Here is a 23,033-nt window from a genome sequence, read left to right as displayed (position 1 = left end):
AAAGGAGCTGTAACAATTGAATATTTTATCTATTGAACATTTTCATAAAAGCTACGGAGAAAAGGTGCTGTTTGATGACCTGACCTTCGGTATTGACGAGAGACAACGGATTGGCCTAGTCGGTGTTAATGGAACCGGCAAATCCTCCTTGCTAAAAGCAATTGCAGGTCTGGAGCCTGTGGATTCGGGTAAAATGTCGCATTCCAATCATTTTCGAGCGGAATATTTGCCGCAAAACCCACAGTTCGATAAGGAGTCTACAGTGCTGGAGCAGGTCTTTTATGGTGATACGCCGCTGATGCAGACACTTCGTGAATATGAGGTGGCGCTTGAAGCCTTACAGCTGGAGCCGGAAAATGAAAAGCTGCAGGAACGATTGTTTGCCGTTCAGCATCGTATGGATACGTTGAATGCATGGGAAGCCAGCACGACGGCCAAAACCGTGTTAACACGTCTCGGTATTGTCAACTTTTCGCAAAAGGTCGGTCTTCTCTCGGGCGGACAGCGGAAGCGCGTTGCCATGGCAAGAGTTCTGATTCAGCCTGCAGATCTGCTCATTCTCGATGAGCCTACGAACCATATTGATCATTCCACTGTCGAGTGGCTGGAGGAGTTTTTGTCCAAATGGAAGGGCGCGCTGCTGCTGGTCACGCATGACCGGTACTTCCTTGATCGTGTGACAAATCGGATCATTGAGCTGGACAAAGGCAAGCTGTACAGCTATGAGGGCAACTATGCCTCCTTTCTGGAGAAAAAGGCAGAACGACTTGACAGGGAAGCTTCTGAAGAGGATAAGCGACAAAATTTGCTGCGCCGCGAGCTGGCCTGGCTGCGTAGAGGTGCAAAAGCGCGGACGACAAAACAAAAAGCCCGTATCGATCGGACCGTAGAATTACGTGATCGTAAGGTGGATGGACCATCTGCACAGATGGATATGGCACTTGGAGCCAGCCGTCTTGGCAAGAAAGTGATGGAACTGGACAATGTGACCAAATCGTTCGAAGGACGGACCTTGGTACATGATTTCAGCTATATTGTGATGCCGGACGATCGGCTTGGTATCATCGGTCCTAATGGTAGCGGGAAGTCGACACTGCTTAATATGCTGGCAGGCAGATTGCAGCCGGATGAAGGCTCCATTGAAGTGGGTACAACCGTCAAGCTAGCCTACTACACACAGGAAAGTGTTGAGATGGATGAGAAGCTGCGGGTAATTGAATACATTAAGGAAGGTGCCGAGGTTATCCGTACAGCCAGCGGTGAATCGATCACAGCGTCACAAATGCTGGAGCGGTTTCTGTTTCCTGGAGCTTTGCAATGGACGCCTATTGGCAGGCTATCAGGTGGCGAACGCAGAAGGTTGTACCTATTGCGAACGTTGATGGGTGAGCCTAATGTGCTGCTATTGGATGAGCCGACCAATGATCTGGATATTCAAACGCTCACGATTCTTGAAGAATATTTAGAGGATTTCCCTGGAGCTGTTATTACGGTTTCCCATGATCGCTACTTTTTGGACCGAACAGCGGATCATTTATTCATATTTGAGGATGGGGCAATCAATCGGTTTATCGGTAATTATTCCGATTATTTGGCATCAGTCAAGGAAGAGGAATTGGCACAGGCCAATGAACGTAAGCAGCAATCCCAGAAGGCAGCTCCTGCCGCAAGTGTGAATATATCTTCAGGAACAGAGCGCAAAGAGGGCGCACGCGCGCGTAAACTGAGCTTCAATGAGCAGCGGGAATGGGATCAGATTGAGGATAAGATTGCTGCGCTTGAAGAAAAGCTTACTCTGATCAAGCAGAGCATTGAGCAAGCAGGCAGTGATTTTGGTAAAATTCAGGATCTTTATGAGCAAGAACAGCAGCTGACTGCACAGATGGAGCAGGCTATGGATCGCTGGACAGAACTATCGGAGCTGGTCGAGCAAATTTCTAACAGTAAATAGCGTGAATGCATAGGGTTTTTGTGGTATAATTTATGTTTGATGGCAAGGTATTATTTTTATCGCAAATTGAAGAGAGTAGGGAATACGATGATTACGGTTTCTAATGTAACACTACGATATGGTAAAAGGGCATTGTTTGAGGATGTTAACGTCAAGTTCACACCAGGCAATTGCTACGGGTTGATCGGAGCGAATGGAGCAGGCAAATCGACATTTTTGAAAATTTTGTCCGGGGAATTGGACGCTAACAAAGGTGAGGTAAGTATTACTCCAGGTGAGCGTATGGCAGTTCTGAAGCAGGACCATTTTGAATTCGATGAAATCGAGGTTCTGAGAACGGTTATTATGGGTCATGCAAGACTGTTTCAAATTACGGAAGAAAAAAATGCATTGTACAGCAAAGCCGATTTCTCCGAGGAAGACGGTATGCGTGCAGCAGAATTAGAAGGCGAGTTTCAGGATCTGGACGGCTGGCAAGCAGAGTCGGATGCAGCTGAGCTATTAATCGGACTGGGCATTCATAAGGATCTGCATGAGCAAAAAATGAAGGATCTAGGCGGTAACGAGAAGGTTCGCGTGTTATTGGCGCAGGCACTTTTCGGGAATCCTAATATTTTGCTGCTCGATGAGCCTACGAACCATTTGGACATCGAATCGATCAACTGGCTGGAAAATTTCCTTTCCCGATTTGAAGGCACTGTCATTGTTGTATCTCATGACCGGCATTTCCTGAATCAGGTATGTACGCATATTGCCGACATTGACTTCAGCAAGCTTCAGCTTTATGTCGGCAACTATGATTTCTGGTACGAATCCAGCCAATTGGCTTTGAAGCTAAGCCGCGAGTCGAACAAGAAAACAGACGAGAAAAAGAAAGAGCTGGAGGCGTTTATTCAACGCTTTAGTGCCAACGCATCCAAGTCGAAGCAGGCAACTTCTCGTAAGAAGCAGCTGGAGAAGCTGACCTTTGAAGATATCAAGCCGTCTACGCGTAAATATCCATTTATCAAATTTTCACCTGAACGTGAGGCTGGTAAACAGCTGCTGGCTGTTGACAAACTGACCAAATCGATTGATGGTGAGATGCTGCTGAACAATATCAGCTTTACTTTGAACAAGGGCGATAAGGTTGCGCTTGTAGGTCCTAATGGGAATATCAAGTCGCTGCTATTTCAAATCCTGATGGGTGAGGTAGAGGCGGATTCAGGGGAATATACATGGGGTGTCACAACAACTCAAGCGTATTTTCCAAAGGATAATACATCGTATTTTGATACTGACATTAATTTGGTTGACTGGCTGCGCCAATATTCCAAGGAGCAGGACGAATCATATCTTCGCGGGTTTCTGGGCCGAATGCTGTTCTCCGGTGAAGAGGCGTTGAAAAAAGCCAGCGTGCTATCAGGGGGAGAAAAGGTTCGCTGCATGCTGTCCAAAATGATGATGAGCGGAGCGAACGTCCTTCTGTTGGATGAGCCAACCAACCATTTGGATTTAGAGTCGATTACAGCACTCAATAACGGTATGGTCGATTTTGACGGCACGATGTTATTCGTATCCCATGACCATCAGTTTATCCAAACGGTAGCCAATCGAATCATGGAAATTACACCAAATGGCTTGATTGACAAAATGACGACGTATGATGAGTATTTGCAAAATGAGGATGTAAAAAAACAACGCGAGCTGTTGTATGTTTAAATGAGGACATAGAAAAAGGATGAGCTTGTCTGGATAGCTCATCCTTCTCTTTAACTGCCTCCGGTGCGGCGCCGTTGATTATTTGGTTTTTTGTTGTTCTGATTTCTCATAACGGCACTGTTGCCACCGCGCAGCTGGCCGTTCGCCTTTTCATCGGCTTGCTCTTGCTTCTTTTGGGCGAGCTTGTTTTTAATGGCGTCAGCCAAGCTGACTTTTTTTGGCTCTTGTACGGAATCGTTTGATTGTGTTTCGTCGGACATGAGGTACACCTTCCTTGTTCTTGATGATTCAATTGTACTGATTTTGTAAGGATTTGTCCAACAAGTTGCTGGTTTATCTTGAAACAGGAGCGTACATGATGTTTGACCCAACGATTTTTGATAATTTAAAGGTTGTGCTAGAGGGCGCTGTATATGATATGGACTTGAATGATTCCGTCGTCATTATGGGAAGAACCGATCGTATCGAGCTATCTTCAATGTCCCGCAGCTTCTCCATGACCATGGCTCGTAAAGAGGATGGTGTAGCTGAAGGCAGCTTCATGCTAACCGCATCCGTAGCCGATTTGGCAGCAGAGCTGCTTGCCGATTCCAAACAGCAGCCTGGCTGCAGTCTGGAGCTTAGCTTTGTATTTCCAATTACCGATATCGAACGGGATTGCTCCGAATCGGCCTCCATGATCGGTGAGATCTGGGGGGCTGGACCGCAACTGTCACAGTGCATCATGATGGAGTACGGAGAGCAGCCCAGAAGGATGAAATCGAAGCTGGATGTGAAATTCGTCAAGAAGCTCGATGAAGGGCATATTGATGATATTCCGAGTCTGTTAGAGCATTTTCACCTCTGCCTAGAGCGTCTGGATGAACGAATAATCGAATGAGTGACAAATTTACTGCCAGGAAAGGAGCTTTTGCAATGGTGATGACGGAATGGACAGAGCAGCAGCTGCGGACGAGACTTTCTTTGTTACCCGAGAGTCAATTCGTATATTTGTATACCCCTTGGTGCGGTACCTGTAAAATGACCGAGAAGATGCTGCAGGTTGTTATGACCTTGATGCCTGGTCTTCCCATTGTGAAAAGTAATGTAAACTTCTGCCCGCAGCTTGTGCAAAGCTGGAAGATTGAAAGCGTGCCTTGTATCGTGCATCTGAAACAGCATGGTATTGCGGACAAAAGGTATCGGATGCAGGGAGTGGATGATTTACTCCAATGGTTTCAAAAATCTATTAGCTTCGCAGAACTTTAAGGAGGATAACCGAGATGAGTAATGAATTTGAAATTGGAACAATAGTCACAGCCGCTTATAAAACCGGAGAATATGTCGGTGAAATTGTCGAGATCTCGAGCTCCGGCAAGGCTGCAGTTAAAATTAAAGCAGTAATCAAGCATCCGACACAAGGGGACTTACATAATCCGATGGATCCTAATGTGCCTTTCTTTCATCAGCGTCGTGCATTGTCTGACGGAGAAATCGCCTTGATGCCCATTTATACCGTTAAACCCTTTAACGGAACGGTTCAAGAGTACCGTATTTCATTAGAGCGTGCCTTATATACCGAGATTCGGAAGCTGGAAGAGCAGGCGCAATGGGTAGCTCGCTCTCTGAATGAGCTGGAGCAGTTGAAAAAAGACTATACGCTATAACCGGAACGGATGTGCCGATCTTTATGCTGTTTGTACTGATAGGCCTATGGACGATTGGGCTCCTTCTAGTAGTTACAGATCCCAGAAGATCTACGACAAGGTGGATCGCCAGCATCGCCTTCACAGGCGGTTTTGGCGGTTTGTCCGCTGTTATTAATGAGCAGTTGGGTCCTTATTTGACCAGACAAGGCTGGATGACAGCATCTCTCTCCCAGTTCATGGGTTATATGGAACGATTCTCTTCGATTATTTGCTATTATGGCTTGCCCTACACCTTCCTGATGTTTACAATCGTGTACCACCCGAACAGCGGGGGTTGGCATTGGAAAAGGTGGCTATCATGGGTACTTCTTTTGCCTGCACTGATATCTTTTGCATTCGAGCCTTTGCCCAGTGACCCCATTCCCTATCAATTCGTGATGTGCTGGACGGTTCCTTATATTATTACGGGGATACTATTATTGATACATGCAACGGCTAAGGAATTGAATTCATACCTTCGCAAGCTGCGTATGCTGACGACGTTGGCAGCCGCTCCCACTATGTTTGGTGCGTTGTTTACGCTGTATATTTTACCAACGCTGTATGGTAATAATCAATGGTGGCGTTACAATGCCTGGCTGATTGGATTTACGCTTGCTGTCATTTTTTTCTCCAGCTTTCGTTATGGGTTTATGGGCTTGCAAATATCAATTCGCAATCATCAGCTGGACTATACGCTGCGGGCTATTACTTCAGGTACCTCAATTCTGAACCATGCCATAAAAAACGATGTAGGAAAAATTCGTTTGTTCGGTGAAAAGATCAAATCTGAATCCGCTCAATCCGATCCGGGGCAATTGGAAAATGATGTTGATGTCATCCTCAACGCTTCACAGCATATTTATGATATGATCTATCGCATACAGGGGCAAACACAGGATGTAGCTCTGCACGAAGAGCCGGTTCGGCTTGCTGAGCTATTGGATAGATGTCTAACGGCGCTGGAACCGAGTCTCCATCGAATAGAGGTCCTAAGGGAGCTGCGCTATGAAGGTGCTTTATGGGGTGACCCTGCACAACTGGATGAGGTCATGACCAATGTGCTGATGAATGCGGTGGAAGCGATGCCGCAAGGTGGAAAACTGCTAGTAAAGTTGACCGAAACGAAGCGCAATCTGACGGTTGAAATAAGGGATACCGGTATAGGTATGGATAAATCGCAGCTCAGGCAGGCTTTTGACCCCTTTTACACAACAAAAGGAGGCAAGAAGCTTAACTTCGGGCTCGGCCTCTCTTACTGTCACACCATTATTCACAAACATAAGGGCACGATGTCCATTCATAGCAAGCCTGGCGTAGGAACGGCAGTTTTTATCATTTTCCCTAACAGGAAAGGAGGCGGGAGAGGTTGAGCAAAATACGAATTGTCATTGTAGAAGACGATCCGGATTGGCTTCGTGGTTTGATGAGCTATTTGGGCAAGGAAGCCGATTTTGAGCTTGTTGGTCAAGCGTCCTCCGGGCAGACTGGAGTCGAGCTGCTGGAGCAGGTTGAGGCCGATGTGGTGCTGATGGATATTATGATGTCAGACAGCCCGGACGGAATATGGGCAGCAGCAGAAATCGTGCAGTGTACCGGGGCCAAAGTGATTATGCTAACGTCTATGGAGGATAAAGAGCTGATTTTTGAGGCGTTCAAGGTCGGAGCGGTCGATTATATGGTCAAATCAAATTTTGCCGAAATCCCGCAGGCCATTCGTAATGCTTATGCAAATCGTAGTCCCATCCATCCCAGTGTGGCTGAAAAAATGCGCGAAGAATTTCGCCGCCTGAAGCATATGGAGCATGAGGTCAGGGTGAAGGAGCTGCGTGATCTCCTGACACCTACGGAAGTACAAGTTCTGGATTTAATTGAAAAAGGGCATACACAAACGCAAATTGCCGATAAATTTGTAGTTTCCATACGAACGATTAAAGTTCATGTGGGTAACATTTTGCGTAAGCTCGGAGGCAAAAGCAGTAAAGAAGCAGCTCAAAAAGCAAAGGATATGGGTATACTTTAACATGGACTTATTGGAAATTAATTTACAATTATTCAGTATTATAGGTACGGTAGCTTTTGCGGTCAGTGGGGCCGTAGTAGCCATGGAAGAGGATTTTGATGTATTGGGTGTGTTTGTATTAGCGTTGGTTACAGCTTTTGGTGGCGGTGTGGTACGTAATTTGCTCATCGGTATTCCTGTAACGACCCTGTGGGAGCAGAGCTTATATCTGAAAACTGCCTTGATAGCAGCAGCACTTGTATTTATAGTCCCCAGCAGCTGGATACGTAAATGGAAAACTTGGGAATCGCTGTTCGATGCCATCGGACTTGCCGCTTTTTCGATTCAGGGCGCTATTTATGCAACCAATATGCATCATCCGATTAGTGCTGTTGTCGTCGCGGCGGTAATGACCGGGATTGGTGGAGGTATCATTCGTGATGTATTGGCCGGACGCAAGCCGCTGGTGCTGCAGGACGAAATCTATGCGGTATGGGGCATGATGGCTGGTTTGTTTATAGGCCTGGGTTGGTTTCAAGGGTCCTATCACCTGTTGGCGTTGTTTGGTATCATTGTTTTTCTGCGGATGCTGTCCGTATTCTTTAAATGGAGACTGCCGCGGCGCAGCTTGCGGTTGAAATGATGCTTACGATGCGAGTTTCGCTACAGCGAAACTTAGTTGATGCTTACGATGCTGGTTTTGCTAAAACAAAACTTAGATGATGCTTACGAAGTGAGTTTCGCTACAGCGAAACTTTTAGGAGGGTTACCCATGAACGAGGATCAATCCATGCAGGATATGAAAAGAATTCCCGCTGAGCTGCTGCAGGAGCGTCTGGAGGTCGTTAAGCAGTTAAGCAACGATGAACTGGAGCTGTATGAGATTTCCAAGGATAAGCTGATAGGGGAGCATTATTTGCATTATGCTTATCTTCATAAGCAGGTAGCAGCCATGGGACCGGATAGCAGCGGCATCGAGACTTTCCATCAGCTTATGCCCTTGGAGAGCGATGACGTGCTCGCTTTCATATTCGGGGAACAGGAATTTACTTATCCCGCAGCTTGGAAGAGGTCGTTTTTACGAAACGGTCCTGAAGGCGATTATGTCTGGTTTAATCCTGGATACACACAGGATGAGGAGAACAGCGAGGTTATAGCGAACGAGCTGAGGGAGCAGTTGCTGCGCTTCAAGCAATCCACGGAGTTGACACCGGAAGGTGTGAGCAAACTGCTGCAGGATTTGGATCGTACCCGGGACGGGCGCCAATCTGAATGAGGGTTGAGGGCGAGCGGCGTTATTGATGCTCACCATATAGTAGTCTATATTGAAAGCCCCTGTCTGGTTGTGCGAGCTGCACAGCCTTACAGGAGCTTTTTTTAATGCTCAAATTTATAACCAACCCCCCAAACTGTTTTGATATGTTTAGGTTCCTTGGGATCAATTTCGACTTTCTTGCGGAGATTGGTAATATGTACATCAACGGTACGCTCCGTCACGAAGGTGTCGATTCCGCGAATTTTGTTCAGCAGCTCCTCACGGGAAAAGACTTTACCCGGATGCATCCAAAAAAGCTTCATAATTTCAAATTCAGAAAACGTTGTTTCCACAGGGTGATTAAGCAAGTAAATACATCGTTTTTCCATATCGATTTTGATGGACTGCGGGTCCATTTCCCCTGATTCTGCAGGGGGCGTTGATTGTACACTATGATTGGAGATCGCCGATCGACGCAGTAGGGCACTCGTTCTTGCAGCTAATTCACGCATGCTAAAAGGCTTGCATAAATAATCATCAGCTCCAATAATTAAAGCTTTTACCCGCTCCGAGACCTCACTTTTGGCGGAAATCACCATAATGGGCACATTGGAAACCGTTCGAAACTCTTTACATAGATCCATGCCGTTAGCATCAGGAAGCATGATATCCAAAATAATAACATCCGGTTCTATCGTATTAAATAATTTGGTGCCTTGTTGTCCATCTGCTCCCCAATGTACGTTATAATCCTCTTCAGATAAATAAATCGAAATCATATCTGCGATGCTCTGGTCGTCCTCAATAAGTAAGACGGTAGGCATGAGCTCCCTCCTCACTATGTTAGGAAATGGTTAAGAAAATTAACAAATAAAAAACGAGAAATAACAACATTATTTTAACAAATGTTTTATATAGTGACAAAAAGGAATTACTTGCATTTTTAATGTATCTCAAAAGTCAGTTTAGGACAAGCTTATGAAGAATTAATTAGTTAAAAATTGAGAAAAAGAATTGAATCCACTCATGGGAGGCTGCTAAGATGAACATTGCTGCTCATATTGAACAAGAAATTCTCCTACTTAACCAAGAATTGCATACGTTGGTTACCCTGAAAGGCTATGAACTTACACATTCCGAAGTTGTGAATAAGAGTACGGAATTGGATCAATTAATTATTTGCGCAATGAGCAGTCAATCTAAGCGTTTTCAGAACATACAAGCATCTTAGTACCTATTAATCTATTTGGGCATGAGACCATAACGAGTAAAAAGCCATTTGTTTGGAGGTTCCGGTGAGAAAGACCCGTTCAGGTCTTGCTCTAGCAGGAGTTCCCAAGTAAACGGCTTTTTGGTGTGGTCACATCTGAGATCACTTTACCCAATGTTCTCCCCAATCGTGTACAGCCTCCATGACAGGCCGGAGTGCTCTTCCTTTTTCGGACAGCTCATATTCAATACGTACGGGAGTTTCCGGGTATACATGCCGATGGATGAGTCCCTCGGTTTCCAATTCTTTAAATCGTTCAGCTAACATTCTGTCGCTCATTCCGGGGATCATTTCGGAAATATCCTTAAACCGCCTTGGGCCCTGAAGCAGGGATTGAATAATCAAGCCGGTCCAGCGTTTTCCTAAAATGCCAAATGCAGCTTCAAACTTGGGGCAAAGCTGATGATCAGCCATTGCTATCATCTCCTTCTTATTATCATTGTAGCATAAGTTACTCAATAAAAGTAAGCTATCATTAAAAGGAATTTTTATGTCTTTTTGCAAGAATGATTGAAAAATGTTCCATTGTAAAGTATAACAACGATAGAGCCTTTTAATTTGAACTGTATATATCGAGGGGGAACTGCGTTCATGTACGGATCACCACTATCAGGATTAGCCAAAAAAATGATGCTTCTGGGTTCAGGCGAGCTGGGCAAGGAAGTTATCATTGAAGCACAAAGACTAGGAATTGAAACCATCGCGGTAGACCGATATGCGAATGCACCAGCGATGCAGGTTGCGCACCGTTCCTATGTGATTAATATGCTTGATGAGGACCAGCTGCGCGAGCTGATCAAGAAAGAACAGCCGGATTTAATCGTCCCGGAAATAGAAGCAATCGCCACTCAAGTGCTGCTTGATCTGGAGCGTGAGGGGATGCGTGTAGTGCCAACCGCTACAGCTGCCCAATTAACAATGGATCGCGAGGGCATACGTCGTTTGGCTTCGGAAATTTTACATCTCCCGACAGCCAATTACGCATTTGCCGACAGCCTTGAGGAGCTTCAGGAGGCGGTTGCTGTTATTGGTACACCGTGTGTCATTAAGCCGATTATGAGCTCTTCAGGCAAAGGTCAGAGCGTTTGCAAATCATTGTCGGATGTGGAGAAATCGTGGACGTATGCGATGGAGGGCGGAAGAGCGAAGAAAACACGGGTGATCGTGGAGCAATTTATTCATTTTGAATCCGAGATCACACTGCTTACCGTACGTTCGGTATCAGGCACTGCGTTCTGTGAGCCGATTGGTCATGTGCAGAAGGAAGGCGATTACATCGAATCGTGGCAGCCGCACGAGATGACAGCGTTACAGATCGAACAAGCACAGCATATAGCAAAGACGATTACTGATGCATTGGGCGGCACAGGGATTTATGGTGTGGAGCTGTTTTTGGCTAAGGATCAGGTGTACTTTAGTGAAGTTTCTCCACGACCTCATGATACAGGGATGGTCACAATGGCTACTCAGGATTTGTCTGAATTTGCCCTGCATGTTCGTGCCATATTGGGGCTGCCGATTTCAACGATTCGCATGCTGACGCCAGGTGCTTCTCATACTTTGAAGGCTACTGAAGAACAGCAGGTATTCAGTATTGATGGCATTGACAGGGCGCTAAGTCATCCGAATACTCAGGTGCGTATTTTCGGCAAGCCGGAAACGAAGGTTGGACGGAGAATGGCTGTCGCATTAAGCACGGCGGACGATGTCGAAGAAGCTCGCAGAGTTGCAGCCCTGGCTGCTGGCGAATTGAAGCTTCGTTACGAGCATTAAGCGTAAAAAGGAAGCTATCCATCGTTATTTTGTTGATCCCATGCCTGCTGGCTTGACGAGAGCGCCCAAAACAAGCTATTATTCAAGGTACACATGATAATGGTGATCAAAGACAACCTATATAAAGAGAGGTACCGAAATAATGGCATACCAACCAAAGGTAATCAAAGCAGAGATTGTAAGTAATAACCCGAAAAACGGATTGTTCGAGGTCGTTGTTAACTTGAAGGACCGCACGTCGTGCAGACTTATTTATGAAAAAAAGGCAGACAACGCGACTCCGTTCGCATCGCATATCAACCGTTTGTTGAATGAGCCTTGCCCGATTTGCCGTAAAGACTTTCTGTGCGATTGCATGACCAAGTACAAGGAAGATATCTCCGAGCAAGCGTTGGAGCTAGTTGGAACGCCATAAACCAATCATCCATTGAACCCGTGGGCTGTAAGCTCATGGGTTTTTTCCAAATTCTAAGGATAACTGGGTGAGGGTTACTTATGGTACGTATGTTAATCTATATCGTGCTTAGTTGTTCAGTGCTTATAACCAGCTGTATTGTTTATTATTCGGTGCAGGCGGCCTCTCAAACACAGCTGGCATCGGGCGAGCAGCTGCAGCAGGTGCACGATCAAACCGTGATAAGAATTCAAAAATCGTTCGAGGAGCTCGACCACACACTGATGCGGATCAGTAACGATTATGCCATTCAACGATTGAGTGAGGGAACGGTTATTACGGATTCTGCCGAGGATCGTTCGCTGCGGGAATATGCCGATTACTTGCTTCGTTCTGAGCGCTCCCAATTTCCTTTTGTAACGAATATGTGTATGTCGTTGGATGCGCTGAGCTATAACTTATGCACCGAGGCATTGATATCCGTTCCTCCTACAGACACGACTCTTCCCATGCTGCGAAAGTTTGAGCGGTCGTTACAAGCCCGTGAAAAGAAAGAAGCTGCAGATGGTTATGAGGTTATATATACGGCACCACTGACGAATCGGAAAAATGTAGTTAAGGGCTCCTTTCAAATTACGGTAGCCTTAGACCCGCTAATGAAAGATATTTATGGCAGGCTGCCGCTGCTTCGTAACCAGATCATGGACAGTCATGGCGTATTTATGTACAGCACGCTGCCTGAGACTGATAATGAAATGCTCCAGAAGGAAGAGGGATGGAAGACAGCAACGGTGCCACTTCAATGGGGCAAGTTCTCCGTGGTGTCGACGAAAAAGCTGGAGCTTCCGGGAGTGGTATGGTTATCACAGATTGAAGCCCGACAGTCCTTGGAAACTTCTTTTGCAAAGGCGTTTCGATCTACACTTGGATTGTTCATTGTGTTGCTGCTGCTAGTCTGTATGTTGAGTGCATTCGTGTACCAGCATTATTCGGCTCGACCGATGAAACACCTCCGTGGGCTGATGAATCGTGCTGAATTAGGTGATTTTAAAGCGTACTGGGTGCATAAAGGCAGCAGAGAATGGAACGAGCTGGGCGAGAGCTATAATCAGATGCTGAACCGATTGGAAGAGCTGATCAGACAAGTAAAACGTGAGGAATCGCTAAAAAAGGAAGCTGAAATGGAAGCGCTGCAATATCAGCTGAACCCGCACTTTTTGTACAACACATTAAACACGATCAAATGGGTTGCCAAAATGCACCGTACCCCGCAAATCGCGGAGGTTGTCACTTCCTTGGTCCGTCTGCTGCAGGCGAGCTTGGGGAAAAAGGGTGATTTTATTACGGTTCGTGAAGAAATAGAACTGATCCATGCTTATATCGATATTCAGGCATTCCGGTATGGGGACAAAATACGTATGGAGTACGACATTGATCCGTTGTCCGAAGGCTGTCTGGTACCGCGAATGATCCTGCAGCCGCTATTGGAAAATGCGATTATTCATGGAATTGAGCCGAGCCGTCAGGTGGGAGTTATCCGTATTGACATCCGCATAGAAGCAGAGCGTGAGCTGCTGATTTGTCAGGTTGAAGATAATGGGATCGGTATGTCCATAGAGGACAAATCTGTTGAATCTACATCAAGCGGGGGGATGCGGGAGAGAATGAGCGGAATCGGACTGCGCCACATCCGCGAGAAAATCAGGCTGTACTATGGAAGCGGATACAATATGAATATAGTGAGCAAGCCCAAACAAGGGACAACCATTCGTCTGACGCTGCCGGTACATTACAATGAGGAAGGATAAACGATGAAGGTATTAGTAGTCGATGACGAGCCGATTATTAGGCAGGTGCTGAAAACGATGATCCGCTGGGAGGAGCACGGCTTCGAGTGGGGTGGTGAAGCCTGTGATGGTAACGAAGCATGGGAAAGGCTGGAGGATGGCGGCATTGATCTGGTAGTGACAGATATTTTGATGCCGCGTATGGACGGTCTGGAGCTGGTCAGAAGAATGAAAGAGACGGAATCTGATGCAGCTGTCATTGTATTGAGCTGTCTGGATGACTTCAAATATGTGAAAGAAGCGATGAAGCTTGGCGCACACGATTATATATTAAAGCCTACGATGGAGCCCGAGCAGCTGATCACTATTCTTAACGAAGCAAGGCTCGATTTGCAAAAGCTGCGGGAACAGAAGCAGAAACAGCTAATGCTCACACAGCAGCTGCTGCAGTCGAATCAGGCACAGTGGGGATTAAGGCTTAAGAAAACATGGGTTAGCAGTCAGCGAGATGAAGAACTAGAGGAGGAACTTTTTAAGGCTGACGGAGAGCTGTCGAGCTGGATGATTTATTTGGCACCAGACGTTCGATTATCGTTTATCGGATGGAATTGGCCGGATGTGTGGGCTTATGTACTTGTGAACGAGCATCAAGTGCTGCTTATGTATAAGGATCCTCTGAATGCCACTCATCAGGAGCGTCAGGCTCAGCTGCAGCAGTCTTTAGCAAGCTCAGAGACAGGTTTGACAGAGCATGGCTTTTGGCTGTCGGCTGTTACTCGGATCAACCAACCCGAACAGCTGTATCGTATTGTACATATGCATGATGAGCTCAGAAAGCGGTATTTTTACGGAGTTCAAACGGAGTTTTACATTCAGCAGGCTTCAGAGGTAAAGGTGAGTGATGAGCTGCCTTCGGCCTGGAAGGGGGCGCTTCCTCAGGACGAGAAGCAAAATCTGCTGCGTGCGATAGCAGGGCATAACGAAGATGCGGTCGTTTATTGGTCTGAGCAAATCTGGAAGCGACTGGGTAGTCTCCAGCCTCCGATCACACAGGCTTTCAGCTTTCTGTATGAGCTGCTAAGCTTTGCAGCTGCGTTGGCCCGACAGGAGGGGACGAGCAACCTGGATGATTTTGATCGTAAGATTGGGGCAGCACAAGCGCAAGCCCATTTTCGGTTGGAAACGCTCGGAGTGTGGTTTACGGAGGCATGTCGGGAGCTGGCTATTTTGCAATCAGGCTCGGCCGTAGTTCCGACCTCGCGAAATCCTTTTGTCCGTAAGGCGCAGATATATATGAAGCACAACTACCATTTGGCCATCAGTACAACCGATATTGCGCAAAATGTTAAGCTAAGCCGCAGCTATTTGAGCGATTTGTACAGTAAGGAGACAGGGGAGTCGTTGATCGAATCACTGGTACGGATTAGGCTTGAAGCAGCCAAACAGCTTTTGCTGGCTAATAACAAAAAAGTATATGAGGTTGCCGAAGCTGTTGGCTTTACCGATGCCAAGGTATTCGCCAAAACGTTTAAAAAAGCTGTCGGCTGTACACCAAAGGAATATGAGGAACAGAACAAATAGACACCAATTCCAACAAATTGGTGTCTATTTTTATGTGCTGGAAAGGTTTACATTATAAGTAAAGAATGCGCTTACAATAAAGGGCTTGGAGGTATATCAATGCAGCATCCCATACATAACTATCCAACAAGTGATCTGATATTACAAGCTGTCAGTCTGACCCGAACCTTCGGAAAAGCTGGTGCTGCCGTGCATGCGCTGCGTGGTGCTTCGCTTCATATCGCCTCCGGTCGTCTGATCGCGCTAAGGGGACGTTCGGGTTCAGGAAAAACTACGCTTTTAAATATGCTCGGATTGTTGGATCGACCTACAGAAGGAGCGATTTATTTTGAAGGTCAGGATGTGACAGGATTATCCGACAAAAAAAGGAATGAGCTGCGTCGCACTCGTCTTGGCCTTATATTTCAGTCATTTGCTTTGGTTCCTTATATGTCGGCTTATGAGAATGTCGAATTTGGCTTGCGTATTGCAGGCATACCTTCGGCTCAACGTCGTGAGTACGCGGAACAAGCGCTTGATTTTGTCGGTCTGAGACCAAGAATGAGGCATCGCCCCTATGAGATGTCAGGTGGTGAGCAGCAGCGCACCGCTATTGCCCGAGCGATAGCCCACCGACCGAAGCTGTTGTTGGCGGATGAACCAACTGCTGAGCTCGACAGTCGTATGGGGCTGCAGGTGTTGAAGGTATTCAAGGATTTGGTGCAGTTTGAAGGAATGACGATTATTTTGACGACACATGACCCGGCGATTATGGAAGTAGTGGATCAAGTGTATGCACTGGAGGATGGACATATTGTGGAAGAAAGCTAACAAGCGCTTCACGATGGCTTCCTGGATAATTACAGCATCGATCGTAATGACATGTATCCCTGGCTGCAGTCTGCTGCCTCAGGAGGAGGAGGCGTTAAAGCCACCGCTCGTGAAGCCGGTCAAGGAAAATTTTGAGCTGTATGAGGTCAAGAAGGGCACCATCAAGAAGCAAATCAACGGCGTAGGCACCTTTGCCGCGGACAAGATGCAATATTTGTTCTACCCCGAGTCCGGAGGGCGGATTGCTGACATTAATGTCAATCTTGGGTCTGTTGTCAATAAGGGAGATGTTGTTGCTCAGCTTGATAAAGGTGAAATTGAAGGCAAAATCCTTCAGCAGGAGCTTGTTGTGGAAAAGGCAAGGCTTGCTCTGGAACAAGCCAAGGATGAGAAACGCGGTGATGCGATTGCCATCCGAATCAAGCTGCTGGATATGCAGAAGGAGGAAATACAGCTGGATCTGTATCGAAAGCAACTGAGCAAGACGAAGCTGATTTCCGATGTCAGCGGTATTGTAACGTTCCTTGATCCTATCAGGCAAGGAGATCCGGTTGTGGCCTATAAAGCGATCTTAACGGTATCCGATCCTAAATCGGTACGTCTGGTATACGAAACGACCAATACGAATGATTTAGTCGGAGTCCAGATAGGGATGCCTGCAGAGGTAAAGGTAAAAGAAGGCGTCTACCCCGGCATCGTGTCGCAAATTCCCGCAACCGCTCCCCAATCGGATGTGAAAGCTATTGCTGATAAAAATGCGAAAACGATTGTCATCACAGCCCAAGGGCTGCCCGATACGATAGAGATTGGCAATAGCGCGGATATTACGATCGTTACCGAAAATCGGGAGGATGTGATGATCATTCCCAAGATTGGACTCCGCTCTTACATGGGACGTGATTATGTACAGGTGCTTGAAGGGGAAAGCCGTAAAGAGCTTGATGTTGAGAAGGGAATCGTATCGTCCACGGAAGTAGAGATTCGCAAAGGGATCAAAGAGGGTCAAAAGGTGATTTTAAATAATTGAGGTGATGCCGTGTGGCGATACTTGTGATGATCATGCGCAAAATGATCAAAAACAAATGGCTCGAATTTAGCCTTCTGCTCGGCTTGATCATCTCGGTCGGACTTGTGAGCAGTATGCCGATTTATACAAGTGCAATTTTGCAGCGGCTCCTGGTTAAGGATTTGGAGCTGCTTCAGACGAACAGTCAGCAGTACCCGGGGATTTTTTGGAGCTCGGTGTATTTGACCGGAGAAATATCACCTGAGGAGTCGAAGCAGGCAATTATAAATGCGGATACTTACATGTCCCAATCCATTGCTCCCGCTTTTCAGCTGCCGATCCCCAATCTCGTCACGGAAAGGTCAACGGATAGCTGGAATTTGGTCCCGGTTGACGCCAATAAAATTGACAATAAAGTTAGTCGGCGCGCCGATATTACGGCACTAAGCGGAATGGACGAGCACGTTCGTATTGTGGACGGAAAGCTGCCATCGGCTGCCCCTGTAGATGGTGTGGTAGAAGCAGTTGTTGTGGATCAAGGTCTGTCACTATTGAAGATGGTCGTTGGACAGGAATATGTAATTGAGGATGACACAGCCAAAACTCCGATAAAATTCAAAATTGTTGGGGTTGTTGACCGCAAAACGTACGATGATATGTATTGGTACAATCCACTGTCCAGCTACAAAGCCAGTTTACTGGTTTCTTACGATTGGTTTGAACAGACGATAACCCAGGAGCAGCAGCTTATGCTTCGTTTCAGCAGCTGGTACATGACTGTTGATTACAGCCAAATGAAGCTGGATTCGATTGAGCGCTTTATTCAGACACACCAGCGTACAGAAAATTACCTGGGCAACCATTTTCCGAATATTTCGGTTAAGGCTCCTGCCTTGAAAACGTTGACTGGTTACTACGCCAAGGAAGAAAAGCTGCGGATGATGTTATGGTCATTGAATGTGCCTGTCATGATTATGCTGGCTTATTATTTATTCATGGTTTCCAATCTTATTATTGATCGTCAGAAAACCGAAATTGCCGTGCTTCGCAGCCGCGGCGCAAGCCGTTTGCAAATTGTGCTCGGATATGTTGTGGAAGGGGTTATGTTAGGTGCTATTGCGCTTCTATTTGGACCGTTCGTAGGCCTGTCGTTGACCAAGGTGCTGGGAGCTTCTAATGGTTTTCTTGAATTTGTTCAGCGGGCCACGCTGGATGTAAAGCTGAATCAGGAAGCGTTTCAATACGGGTTGTATGCAGTCCTTTGCTCAGTCCTCATGACACTGCTGCCTGTGTTATTTGCGATGAAAGCAACGATTGTTGGACATAAGCAGCAGATGGCCAGACAATCGGGATTATCCTTTTGGCATAAGTACGGAGTGGATATTGTATTGCTCGCTATCTCCATGTATGGACTGTATACATTTCGCCGTCGTATGTCCGATATGCAGGCACTTGGGCTGGATACGACAGATCTGCAGATGGATCCTCTGTTATTTCTGGTTCCAGCGCTGTTTGTACTGGGAGCGAGCTTTCTGCTGCTGCGGATATATCCGTATCTGGTTCGCTTGCTGTATCGGCTCGGTAGACGCTGGTGGCCGCCTTCTCTATACTCTACACTGCTGCAGGTTGGGCGCTCTACAACTCAGTATCAGGCGATCATGGTGTTCTTAAGCGTTACGCTGGCTACGGGCTTGTTCAGTGCAAGCGCCGCCAGAACGATTAATAAAAATGCCGGTGAGAAAATCATGTACAGCAACGGTGCGGATATTACGATGCAAATGAAGTGGGAGGATGATGCGCCCCCGCCAAGCATGGGTGGTGATTATGGCAGTGAACCCGTTACTGAAGAGAGTCTGGCGGCCGCCAAGAAGAAGGTGCAATTTTCCGAGCCTCCCTTTTTGCCGCTCACCCAGCTAAATGGTGTTGAGCAAGCGGCCAAAGTATTTACTAAAAAGGAAGCCGGGTTCACCGTAGGCAAGGAACGCGGTACAGCTACCTTGATGGGCATCGATACCGATGATTTTGGGCGAACGGCCTGGATGCGCAATGGCCTGCTTGACCACCACTTTTATGATTATTTGAATTTGCTGGCCGTGAACCCTGCTGCTGTGCTTGTGTCCCGCACGATGGCTGACCAGTACAGCCTGAAGGTAGGCGACCCCATCTATGCGAGCTGGAGCGGTGTGGAAAGCACGATGTTCCAGGTTTTTGGAATTGTAGATTATTGGCCATCCTGGAATCCCAATCCGCTCTTTACGGATAGGGCTGCCGCTTCTAGCAGCAGTTCGTCAAGCAATGCCAAAAATAAAAAGGTCATGGACCCGATGCTGATTGTTGGTCATCTGTCCTATATTCAGAACAATATGGCCTTGGAGCCGTATGAGGTTTGGTTAAAGCTGAAGCCTGAAACAAAAAGTCAGGAGCTTTACCAAACGCTGGAGGATAAGCAAATTCCGATTACCAAGCTTGTAGATGCCAAGCAGGATTTGATCCGCTCCAAAAATGATCCATTTCTGCTTGCCATTAATGGTGTCATGACACTCGGCTTCATTATTTCAATAGTGATCAGTTTCTGCGGATTTTTGTTGTATTGGGTGTTGTCCTTATCAGGACGTGTTCTGCAATTTGGGATTTTGCGGGCCATGGGGGTTTCATTCCGTCAATTAATATTGATGCTGGTTGGGGAACAGCTTCTCACCTCGGGTGCGGCTGTAGCCATTGGGCTATTAACGGGTCATCTGACCAGCCGCTTATTCGTACCGATGTTCCAGTTATCCATGCAAACGTCAAGCCAGGTTCCGCCATTTCAGGTAACCTTTGATCCCCGGGATCAAATTCAGCTCTATATCATCGTGACGGTTATGCTTTCCATGGGTTTGCTGATTCTGGGGACGATGCTCTCACGGATCAAGATTCATCAGGCAGTCAAGCTCGGGGAGGATTAATGATGATCCATTGTGATAACCTCGTGAAAATTTATAAGGTAGCCGATCTCGAAGTCGTAGCGCTTCAAGGTCTTGACCTGCACGTAGAACCAGGGGAGCTGATGGCTATTATCGGTAACAGTGGGAGTGGCAAATCCACATTATTGAATATGCTGGGCGGCTTGGACCGACCTTCAGCCGGACAGCTGCAGGTCGCGGGTAAAGACTTGTTAAAGTTTACGGAACGTGATCTTGTGCGCTACAAACGGGAAACAGTAGGGTTCGTCTGGCAAAATAATGCACGCAATTTAATACCTTACCTGACCGCACAGGAAAATGTAGAGCTTCCTATTCTTCTGCAGGGTAAACGCAAGCGTGAACGTGCCTTGGAGCTGCTGGATGCAGTCGGGTTAAGCCATCGGATCAAAAATCGGCTCAATCAGCTGTCCGGTGGTGAGCAGCAGCGAGTGGCGATTGCTATTGCTCTGGCGAATAATCCGAAGCTGCTGCTTGCAGACGAGCCCACGGGCTCTGTCGATTCCAAGATGGCGGATCAAATACTGGATTTATTCCGCGATTTAAACCGGAGGATCGGTTTGACTGTTATCATTGTAACTCATGACCCGCTGCTCGCCAAAAAAGTGGATCGGGTAGTCGCGATACGGGACGGTAAAACCTCATCGGAAATGATCCGCCGTAAAACCTATGCAGATGAACTGGCAGAGCTTGAGTCAGGGATAGGGCAGAATGAGGACGAGACCCATACTGAATATGCGGTTCTCGATAAATCGGGCCGTCTGCAAATTCCCGGAGATATGCTTAAATCCATAGGTATTCATTCGACAAATAAGGTAAGAGTCCAACTGGAGGACGGGCGAATCGTTCTGCTGCCTCCGGAGGCCAAGGAGGAGAGTATACATGTGCCGATTAAACATGAAGACCGGACTGCTGCTGATCATGCTGGCGCTCGCGGCGATGTGGCTAATTCAGACACAGCCAGCAATGGCGGAAGGGGAAAGCTACCAAAGGGAAGAGCTTGATACATCCTTACAGCTCTCCGCTGTTTCCATAGGATCAAGCAGCTCCATACAATTGAAGAACGCTGCTGTGGTGCCTACAGATGGGGACAGGATGCTCTTTTTTACGATGACGGTTATGAATGCAGGAAGCAGTAAGCTTTCCTTTCTTGATTACTGGGTTAAGGTAATCAGTACATCCGGTGCTGAATTTAAAGCGGATTTGGTCGCTCAGGATAAGCTGAAAAAAGAAATTCCAGCAGGGCAGCAGGTGGAGTTCTCTTTTTATGCAGCGGTTAATGACTCGGTCCAGCTAGGTGAACTCGGATTCCGCATTACAAAATGGGATTATACAAGTGCCGATTTGGAAACAACAGTTGGTGAAATTCGCTTCCCGGACGCAGCCGAAGCATTGTGGGCGCCTGTCTCAGGAGGCAAGACGGTACAGCTATCAGCGATGCCTGTTGAACTGAACGTCACTGCATGGTCGGCACTTGTTAGCGATAGCTATACGTCCCCCAAGCTGACACTGCGTATGACCAATAAGGGAAAAACCTCCATTAGAATCGCTGGCTATCAATACGCGCTTAGAACCTCAAACGGCGCAATGTACCCGCTGGATATCATCCTGAACGCTGACAAGCAGTCGCTGCAGCCGGATGTTCCGCTAGAGCTTCAGCTAAGGGCTAGCCAGCTGCCACTGTCAGCAGGAACCGATTCCTGGGATCTGGTCATGACACAGCCGTTTGTGCTAACGACGGATACCAAAATCAATTTCCCTATCGCTTCTTTACGCATATCAACTGATCCTAAGGCTCTCCCGGAGTTAGGTGGAACTGTCACGTATACGAATGTAGAGGGTACGTACGTATTCAAAGCAGATAAAGTAGATCGTTTACCATGGGAGGATCAGGATATTTTGAGCGCTGAATTATCCTTATCCCATAACCAATCGGTCGCATTGCCATTTCCCGAATTGAAGACTTACTTTGAGCTTGATGGCGGGAGTAAGGTAGATGCCAAGGTTATTAAACTTGACCGATCTGTCGGTGTGCCTCCCTCTGAATCTGTTCATGTGAAGCTGGTTGGCAAAATTCCATACACCTATCCGTTCGCGTCCGTGAAGCTGGTCGTTCAGGAAAAGAAAAGCGAAACCGCTACAGAGGAAATCGCTCAATTCCAGCTGCCGGAATCAAAGATTGTACTTCCTTTGCTGGCGTTTGGTCAATCCCAATCCATTACCGGTGCTGGCCGATCAACGAGCTTCTCACCCAGAGAAATCAACACCTATACCGACGGTGCAAGCAATCTGTTTGAGGTGCAGGTGGAGGTATCCAATCTTGAGAAACGCTCGAATATGATTCCCAGGCTAACAGCGTTCTTCAAGACAGCGGATGATGCCCTGTATCCAACCAAGGTTCGCGAAGTCAAGCAAAAGCTGAATCCCCAAGGTAAAGCTCTGTTATCCTTTTCAACCAAGCTTCCCAAGGATTTGGACGTACAAAGCCTCAGGCTGGTTATTGGTGAATCGGTCACCGAACAGCGACTCAGTGGCACGGACGATAAAGCGGAGGCTTACATCAATGCCGTACAAATGGAGCTTCCTCTGGAAAATACCACAGTAAGCCCGATTTTAAAAGATCTTGTGTTCTACCCGTATACGATTTCGTTAAGTAATATGAATACGTGGCTGGATCGCAATACGCTGCGGATTAATTTTAAATACAAGCTGACCAAGGATAGCTTTTACGAGACGAATACGGAGGGCAGCAAGCTGATTATCCAGTTCGTAGACAGTAAAGGAAAAGTCAACATCGATGAGGTTTTTTACCTGGAAACAGCGCCTGAGGAGGAAGACAAACGACTTAAGCTCGGAGAGTTTGATTATCGGATTAC

Annotated in this window: 21 protein-coding genes; 18 read left to right on the top strand and 3 right to left on the bottom strand. The window is 46.9% G+C overall.

What is annotated here, in order from left to right; translation table 11 throughout:
- The first annotated feature begins 16 nt into the window (after positions 1-16).
- Both NST47_RS23160 and NST47_RS23155 read left to right on the top strand, forming a co-directional pair.
- Positions 17-1,951: an ABC-F family ATP-binding cassette domain-containing protein gene (locus NST47_RS23160; protein WP_341157246.1), complete on the top strand. Its 1,935-nt coding sequence runs from the start codon at positions 17-19 to the stop codon at positions 1,949-1,951.
- A gap of 87 nt (positions 1,952-2,038) precedes the next feature.
- Positions 2,039-3,652 (top strand): ABC-F family ATP-binding cassette domain-containing protein, encoded by a 1,614-nt coding sequence (locus NST47_RS23155; protein WP_341159734.1) that lies wholly within the window; start codon positions 2,039-2,041, stop codon positions 3,650-3,652.
- A 50-nt stretch (positions 3,653-3,702) separates the two neighbouring features.
- Here NST47_RS23155 and NST47_RS23150 read toward each other — a convergent pair whose 3' ends face one another.
- Positions 3,703-3,912, bottom strand: coding sequence for a hypothetical protein (locus NST47_RS23150; RefSeq protein WP_076228561.1), 210 nt, complete (start codon positions 3,910-3,912; stop codon positions 3,703-3,705).
- Positions 3,913-3,965: 53 nt separating this feature from the next.
- Between NST47_RS23150 and NST47_RS23145 the strand changes: the two genes are divergently transcribed.
- The 7 genes from NST47_RS23145 to NST47_RS23115 all read left to right on the top strand — a co-directional run bounded on the left by NST47_RS23145 (position 3,966) and on the right by NST47_RS23115 (position 8,597).
- On the top strand, positions 3,966-4,532 hold the full coding sequence (locus NST47_RS23145; protein WP_341157245.1) for a hypothetical protein: 567 nt from the start codon (positions 3,966-3,968) through the stop codon (positions 4,530-4,532).
- A complete protein-coding gene (locus NST47_RS23140; protein ID WP_341157244.1) occupies positions 4,529-4,900 on the top strand; it encodes a thioredoxin family protein in 372 nt (123 codons plus the stop codon). The genes NST47_RS23145 and NST47_RS23140 overlap by 4 nt, the downstream gene beginning before the upstream one ends.
- A gap of 14 nt (positions 4,901-4,914) precedes the next feature.
- Positions 4,915-5,298 carry a sporulation phosphorelay system protein KapB gene (kapB, locus tag NST47_RS23135; RefSeq protein ID WP_341157243.1) on the top strand — a complete coding sequence of 128 codons (384 nt, stop codon included), beginning with the start codon at positions 4,915-4,917 and terminating at the stop codon, positions 5,296-5,298.
- Between the two features lie 23 nt (positions 5,299-5,321).
- Complete coding sequence (locus tag NST47_RS23130; RefSeq protein ID WP_341157242.1) at positions 5,322-6,692, top strand: sensor histidine kinase; 1,371 nt, start codon at positions 5,322-5,324, stop codon at positions 6,690-6,692.
- Positions 6,689-7,342: a response regulator transcription factor gene (locus NST47_RS23125; RefSeq protein ID WP_076228565.1), complete on the top strand. Its 654-nt coding sequence runs from the start codon at positions 6,689-6,691 to the stop codon at positions 7,340-7,342. The genes NST47_RS23130 and NST47_RS23125 overlap by 4 nt, the downstream gene beginning before the upstream one ends.
- A gap of 1 nt (position 7,343) precedes the next feature.
- Complete coding sequence (locus NST47_RS23120; protein ID WP_076228566.1) at positions 7,344-7,964, top strand: trimeric intracellular cation channel family protein; 621 nt, start codon at positions 7,344-7,346, stop codon at positions 7,962-7,964.
- A 129-nt stretch (positions 7,965-8,093) separates the two neighbouring features.
- Positions 8,094-8,597, top strand: coding sequence for a hypothetical protein (locus tag NST47_RS23115; RefSeq protein WP_341157241.1), 504 nt, complete (start codon positions 8,094-8,096; stop codon positions 8,595-8,597).
- A 101-nt stretch (positions 8,598-8,698) separates the two neighbouring features.
- Here the strand turns inward: NST47_RS23115 and NST47_RS23110 are convergent, their stop codons facing one another.
- A complete protein-coding gene (locus tag NST47_RS23110; protein WP_076228568.1) occupies positions 8,699-9,400 on the bottom strand; it encodes a response regulator transcription factor in 702 nt (233 codons plus the stop codon).
- Positions 9,401-9,618: 218 nt separating this feature from the next.
- On the opposite strand from NST47_RS23110, the gene NST47_RS23105 reads away from it, so the two are divergent.
- Positions 9,619-9,807, top strand: a complete 189-nt coding sequence (locus NST47_RS23105) for an aspartyl-phosphate phosphatase Spo0E family protein (RefSeq protein ID WP_341157240.1) — start codon at positions 9,619-9,621, stop codon at positions 9,805-9,807.
- Positions 9,808-9,948: 141 nt separating this feature from the next.
- Here NST47_RS23105 and NST47_RS23100 read toward each other — a convergent pair whose 3' ends face one another.
- Positions 9,949-10,260 (bottom strand): winged helix-turn-helix transcriptional regulator, encoded by a 312-nt coding sequence (locus NST47_RS23100; RefSeq protein ID WP_076228570.1) that lies wholly within the window; start codon positions 10,258-10,260, stop codon positions 9,949-9,951.
- 177 nt (positions 10,261-10,437) lie between these two features.
- On the opposite strand from NST47_RS23100, the gene purT reads away from it, so the two are divergent.
- The 8 genes from purT to NST47_RS23060 all read left to right on the top strand — a co-directional run bounded on the left by purT (position 10,438) and on the right by NST47_RS23060 (position 21,161).
- Positions 10,438-11,619 carry a formate-dependent phosphoribosylglycinamide formyltransferase gene (gene purT, locus NST47_RS23095; protein ID WP_341157239.1) on the top strand — a complete coding sequence of 394 codons (1,182 nt, stop codon included), beginning with the start codon at positions 10,438-10,440 and terminating at the stop codon, positions 11,617-11,619.
- Positions 11,620-11,761: 142 nt separating this feature from the next.
- On the top strand, positions 11,762-12,034 hold the full coding sequence (locus NST47_RS23090) for a hypothetical protein (RefSeq protein ID WP_076228572.1): 273 nt from the start codon (positions 11,762-11,764) through the stop codon (positions 12,032-12,034).
- 80 nt (positions 12,035-12,114) lie between these two features.
- Entirely contained in the window at positions 12,115-13,821 is a 1,707-nt protein-coding gene (locus NST47_RS23085; RefSeq protein WP_341157238.1) for a sensor histidine kinase, read from the top strand.
- A gap of 3 nt (positions 13,822-13,824) precedes the next feature.
- Positions 13,825-15,381 (top strand): response regulator, encoded by a 1,557-nt coding sequence (locus tag NST47_RS23080; RefSeq protein WP_341157237.1) that lies wholly within the window; start codon positions 13,825-13,827, stop codon positions 15,379-15,381.
- A 99-nt stretch (positions 15,382-15,480) separates the two neighbouring features.
- Complete coding sequence (locus NST47_RS23075) at positions 15,481-16,191, top strand: ABC transporter ATP-binding protein (RefSeq protein WP_341157236.1); 711 nt, start codon at positions 15,481-15,483, stop codon at positions 16,189-16,191.
- The gene (locus tag NST47_RS23070) at positions 16,175-17,218 is read left to right on the top strand and encodes an efflux RND transporter periplasmic adaptor subunit (protein WP_341157235.1); all 1,044 of its coding nucleotides are present in this window, start codon (positions 16,175-16,177) and stop codon (positions 17,216-17,218) included. Before NST47_RS23075 ends, NST47_RS23070 begins: the two co-directional genes overlap by 17 nt.
- Positions 17,219-17,229: 11 nt before the next feature.
- On the top strand, positions 17,230-20,142 hold the full coding sequence (locus tag NST47_RS23065) for an FtsX-like permease family protein (protein WP_341157234.1): 2,913 nt from the start codon (positions 17,230-17,232) through the stop codon (positions 20,140-20,142).
- Positions 20,143-20,144: 2 nt separating this feature from the next.
- A complete protein-coding gene (locus NST47_RS23060) occupies positions 20,145-21,161 on the top strand; it encodes an ABC transporter ATP-binding protein (RefSeq protein WP_341157233.1) in 1,017 nt (338 codons plus the stop codon).
- The last annotated feature ends 1,872 nt before the right edge of the window (positions 21,162-23,033 follow it).

This window comes from Paenibacillus sp. FSL H8-0034 (assembly GCF_038000305.1).
GTDB lineage: Bacteria > Bacillota > Bacilli > Paenibacillales > NBRC-103111 > Paenibacillus_S.
Note: the sequence above shows the minus strand (reverse complement) of the source record. Positions and strands in the feature narration are given on the sequence as shown.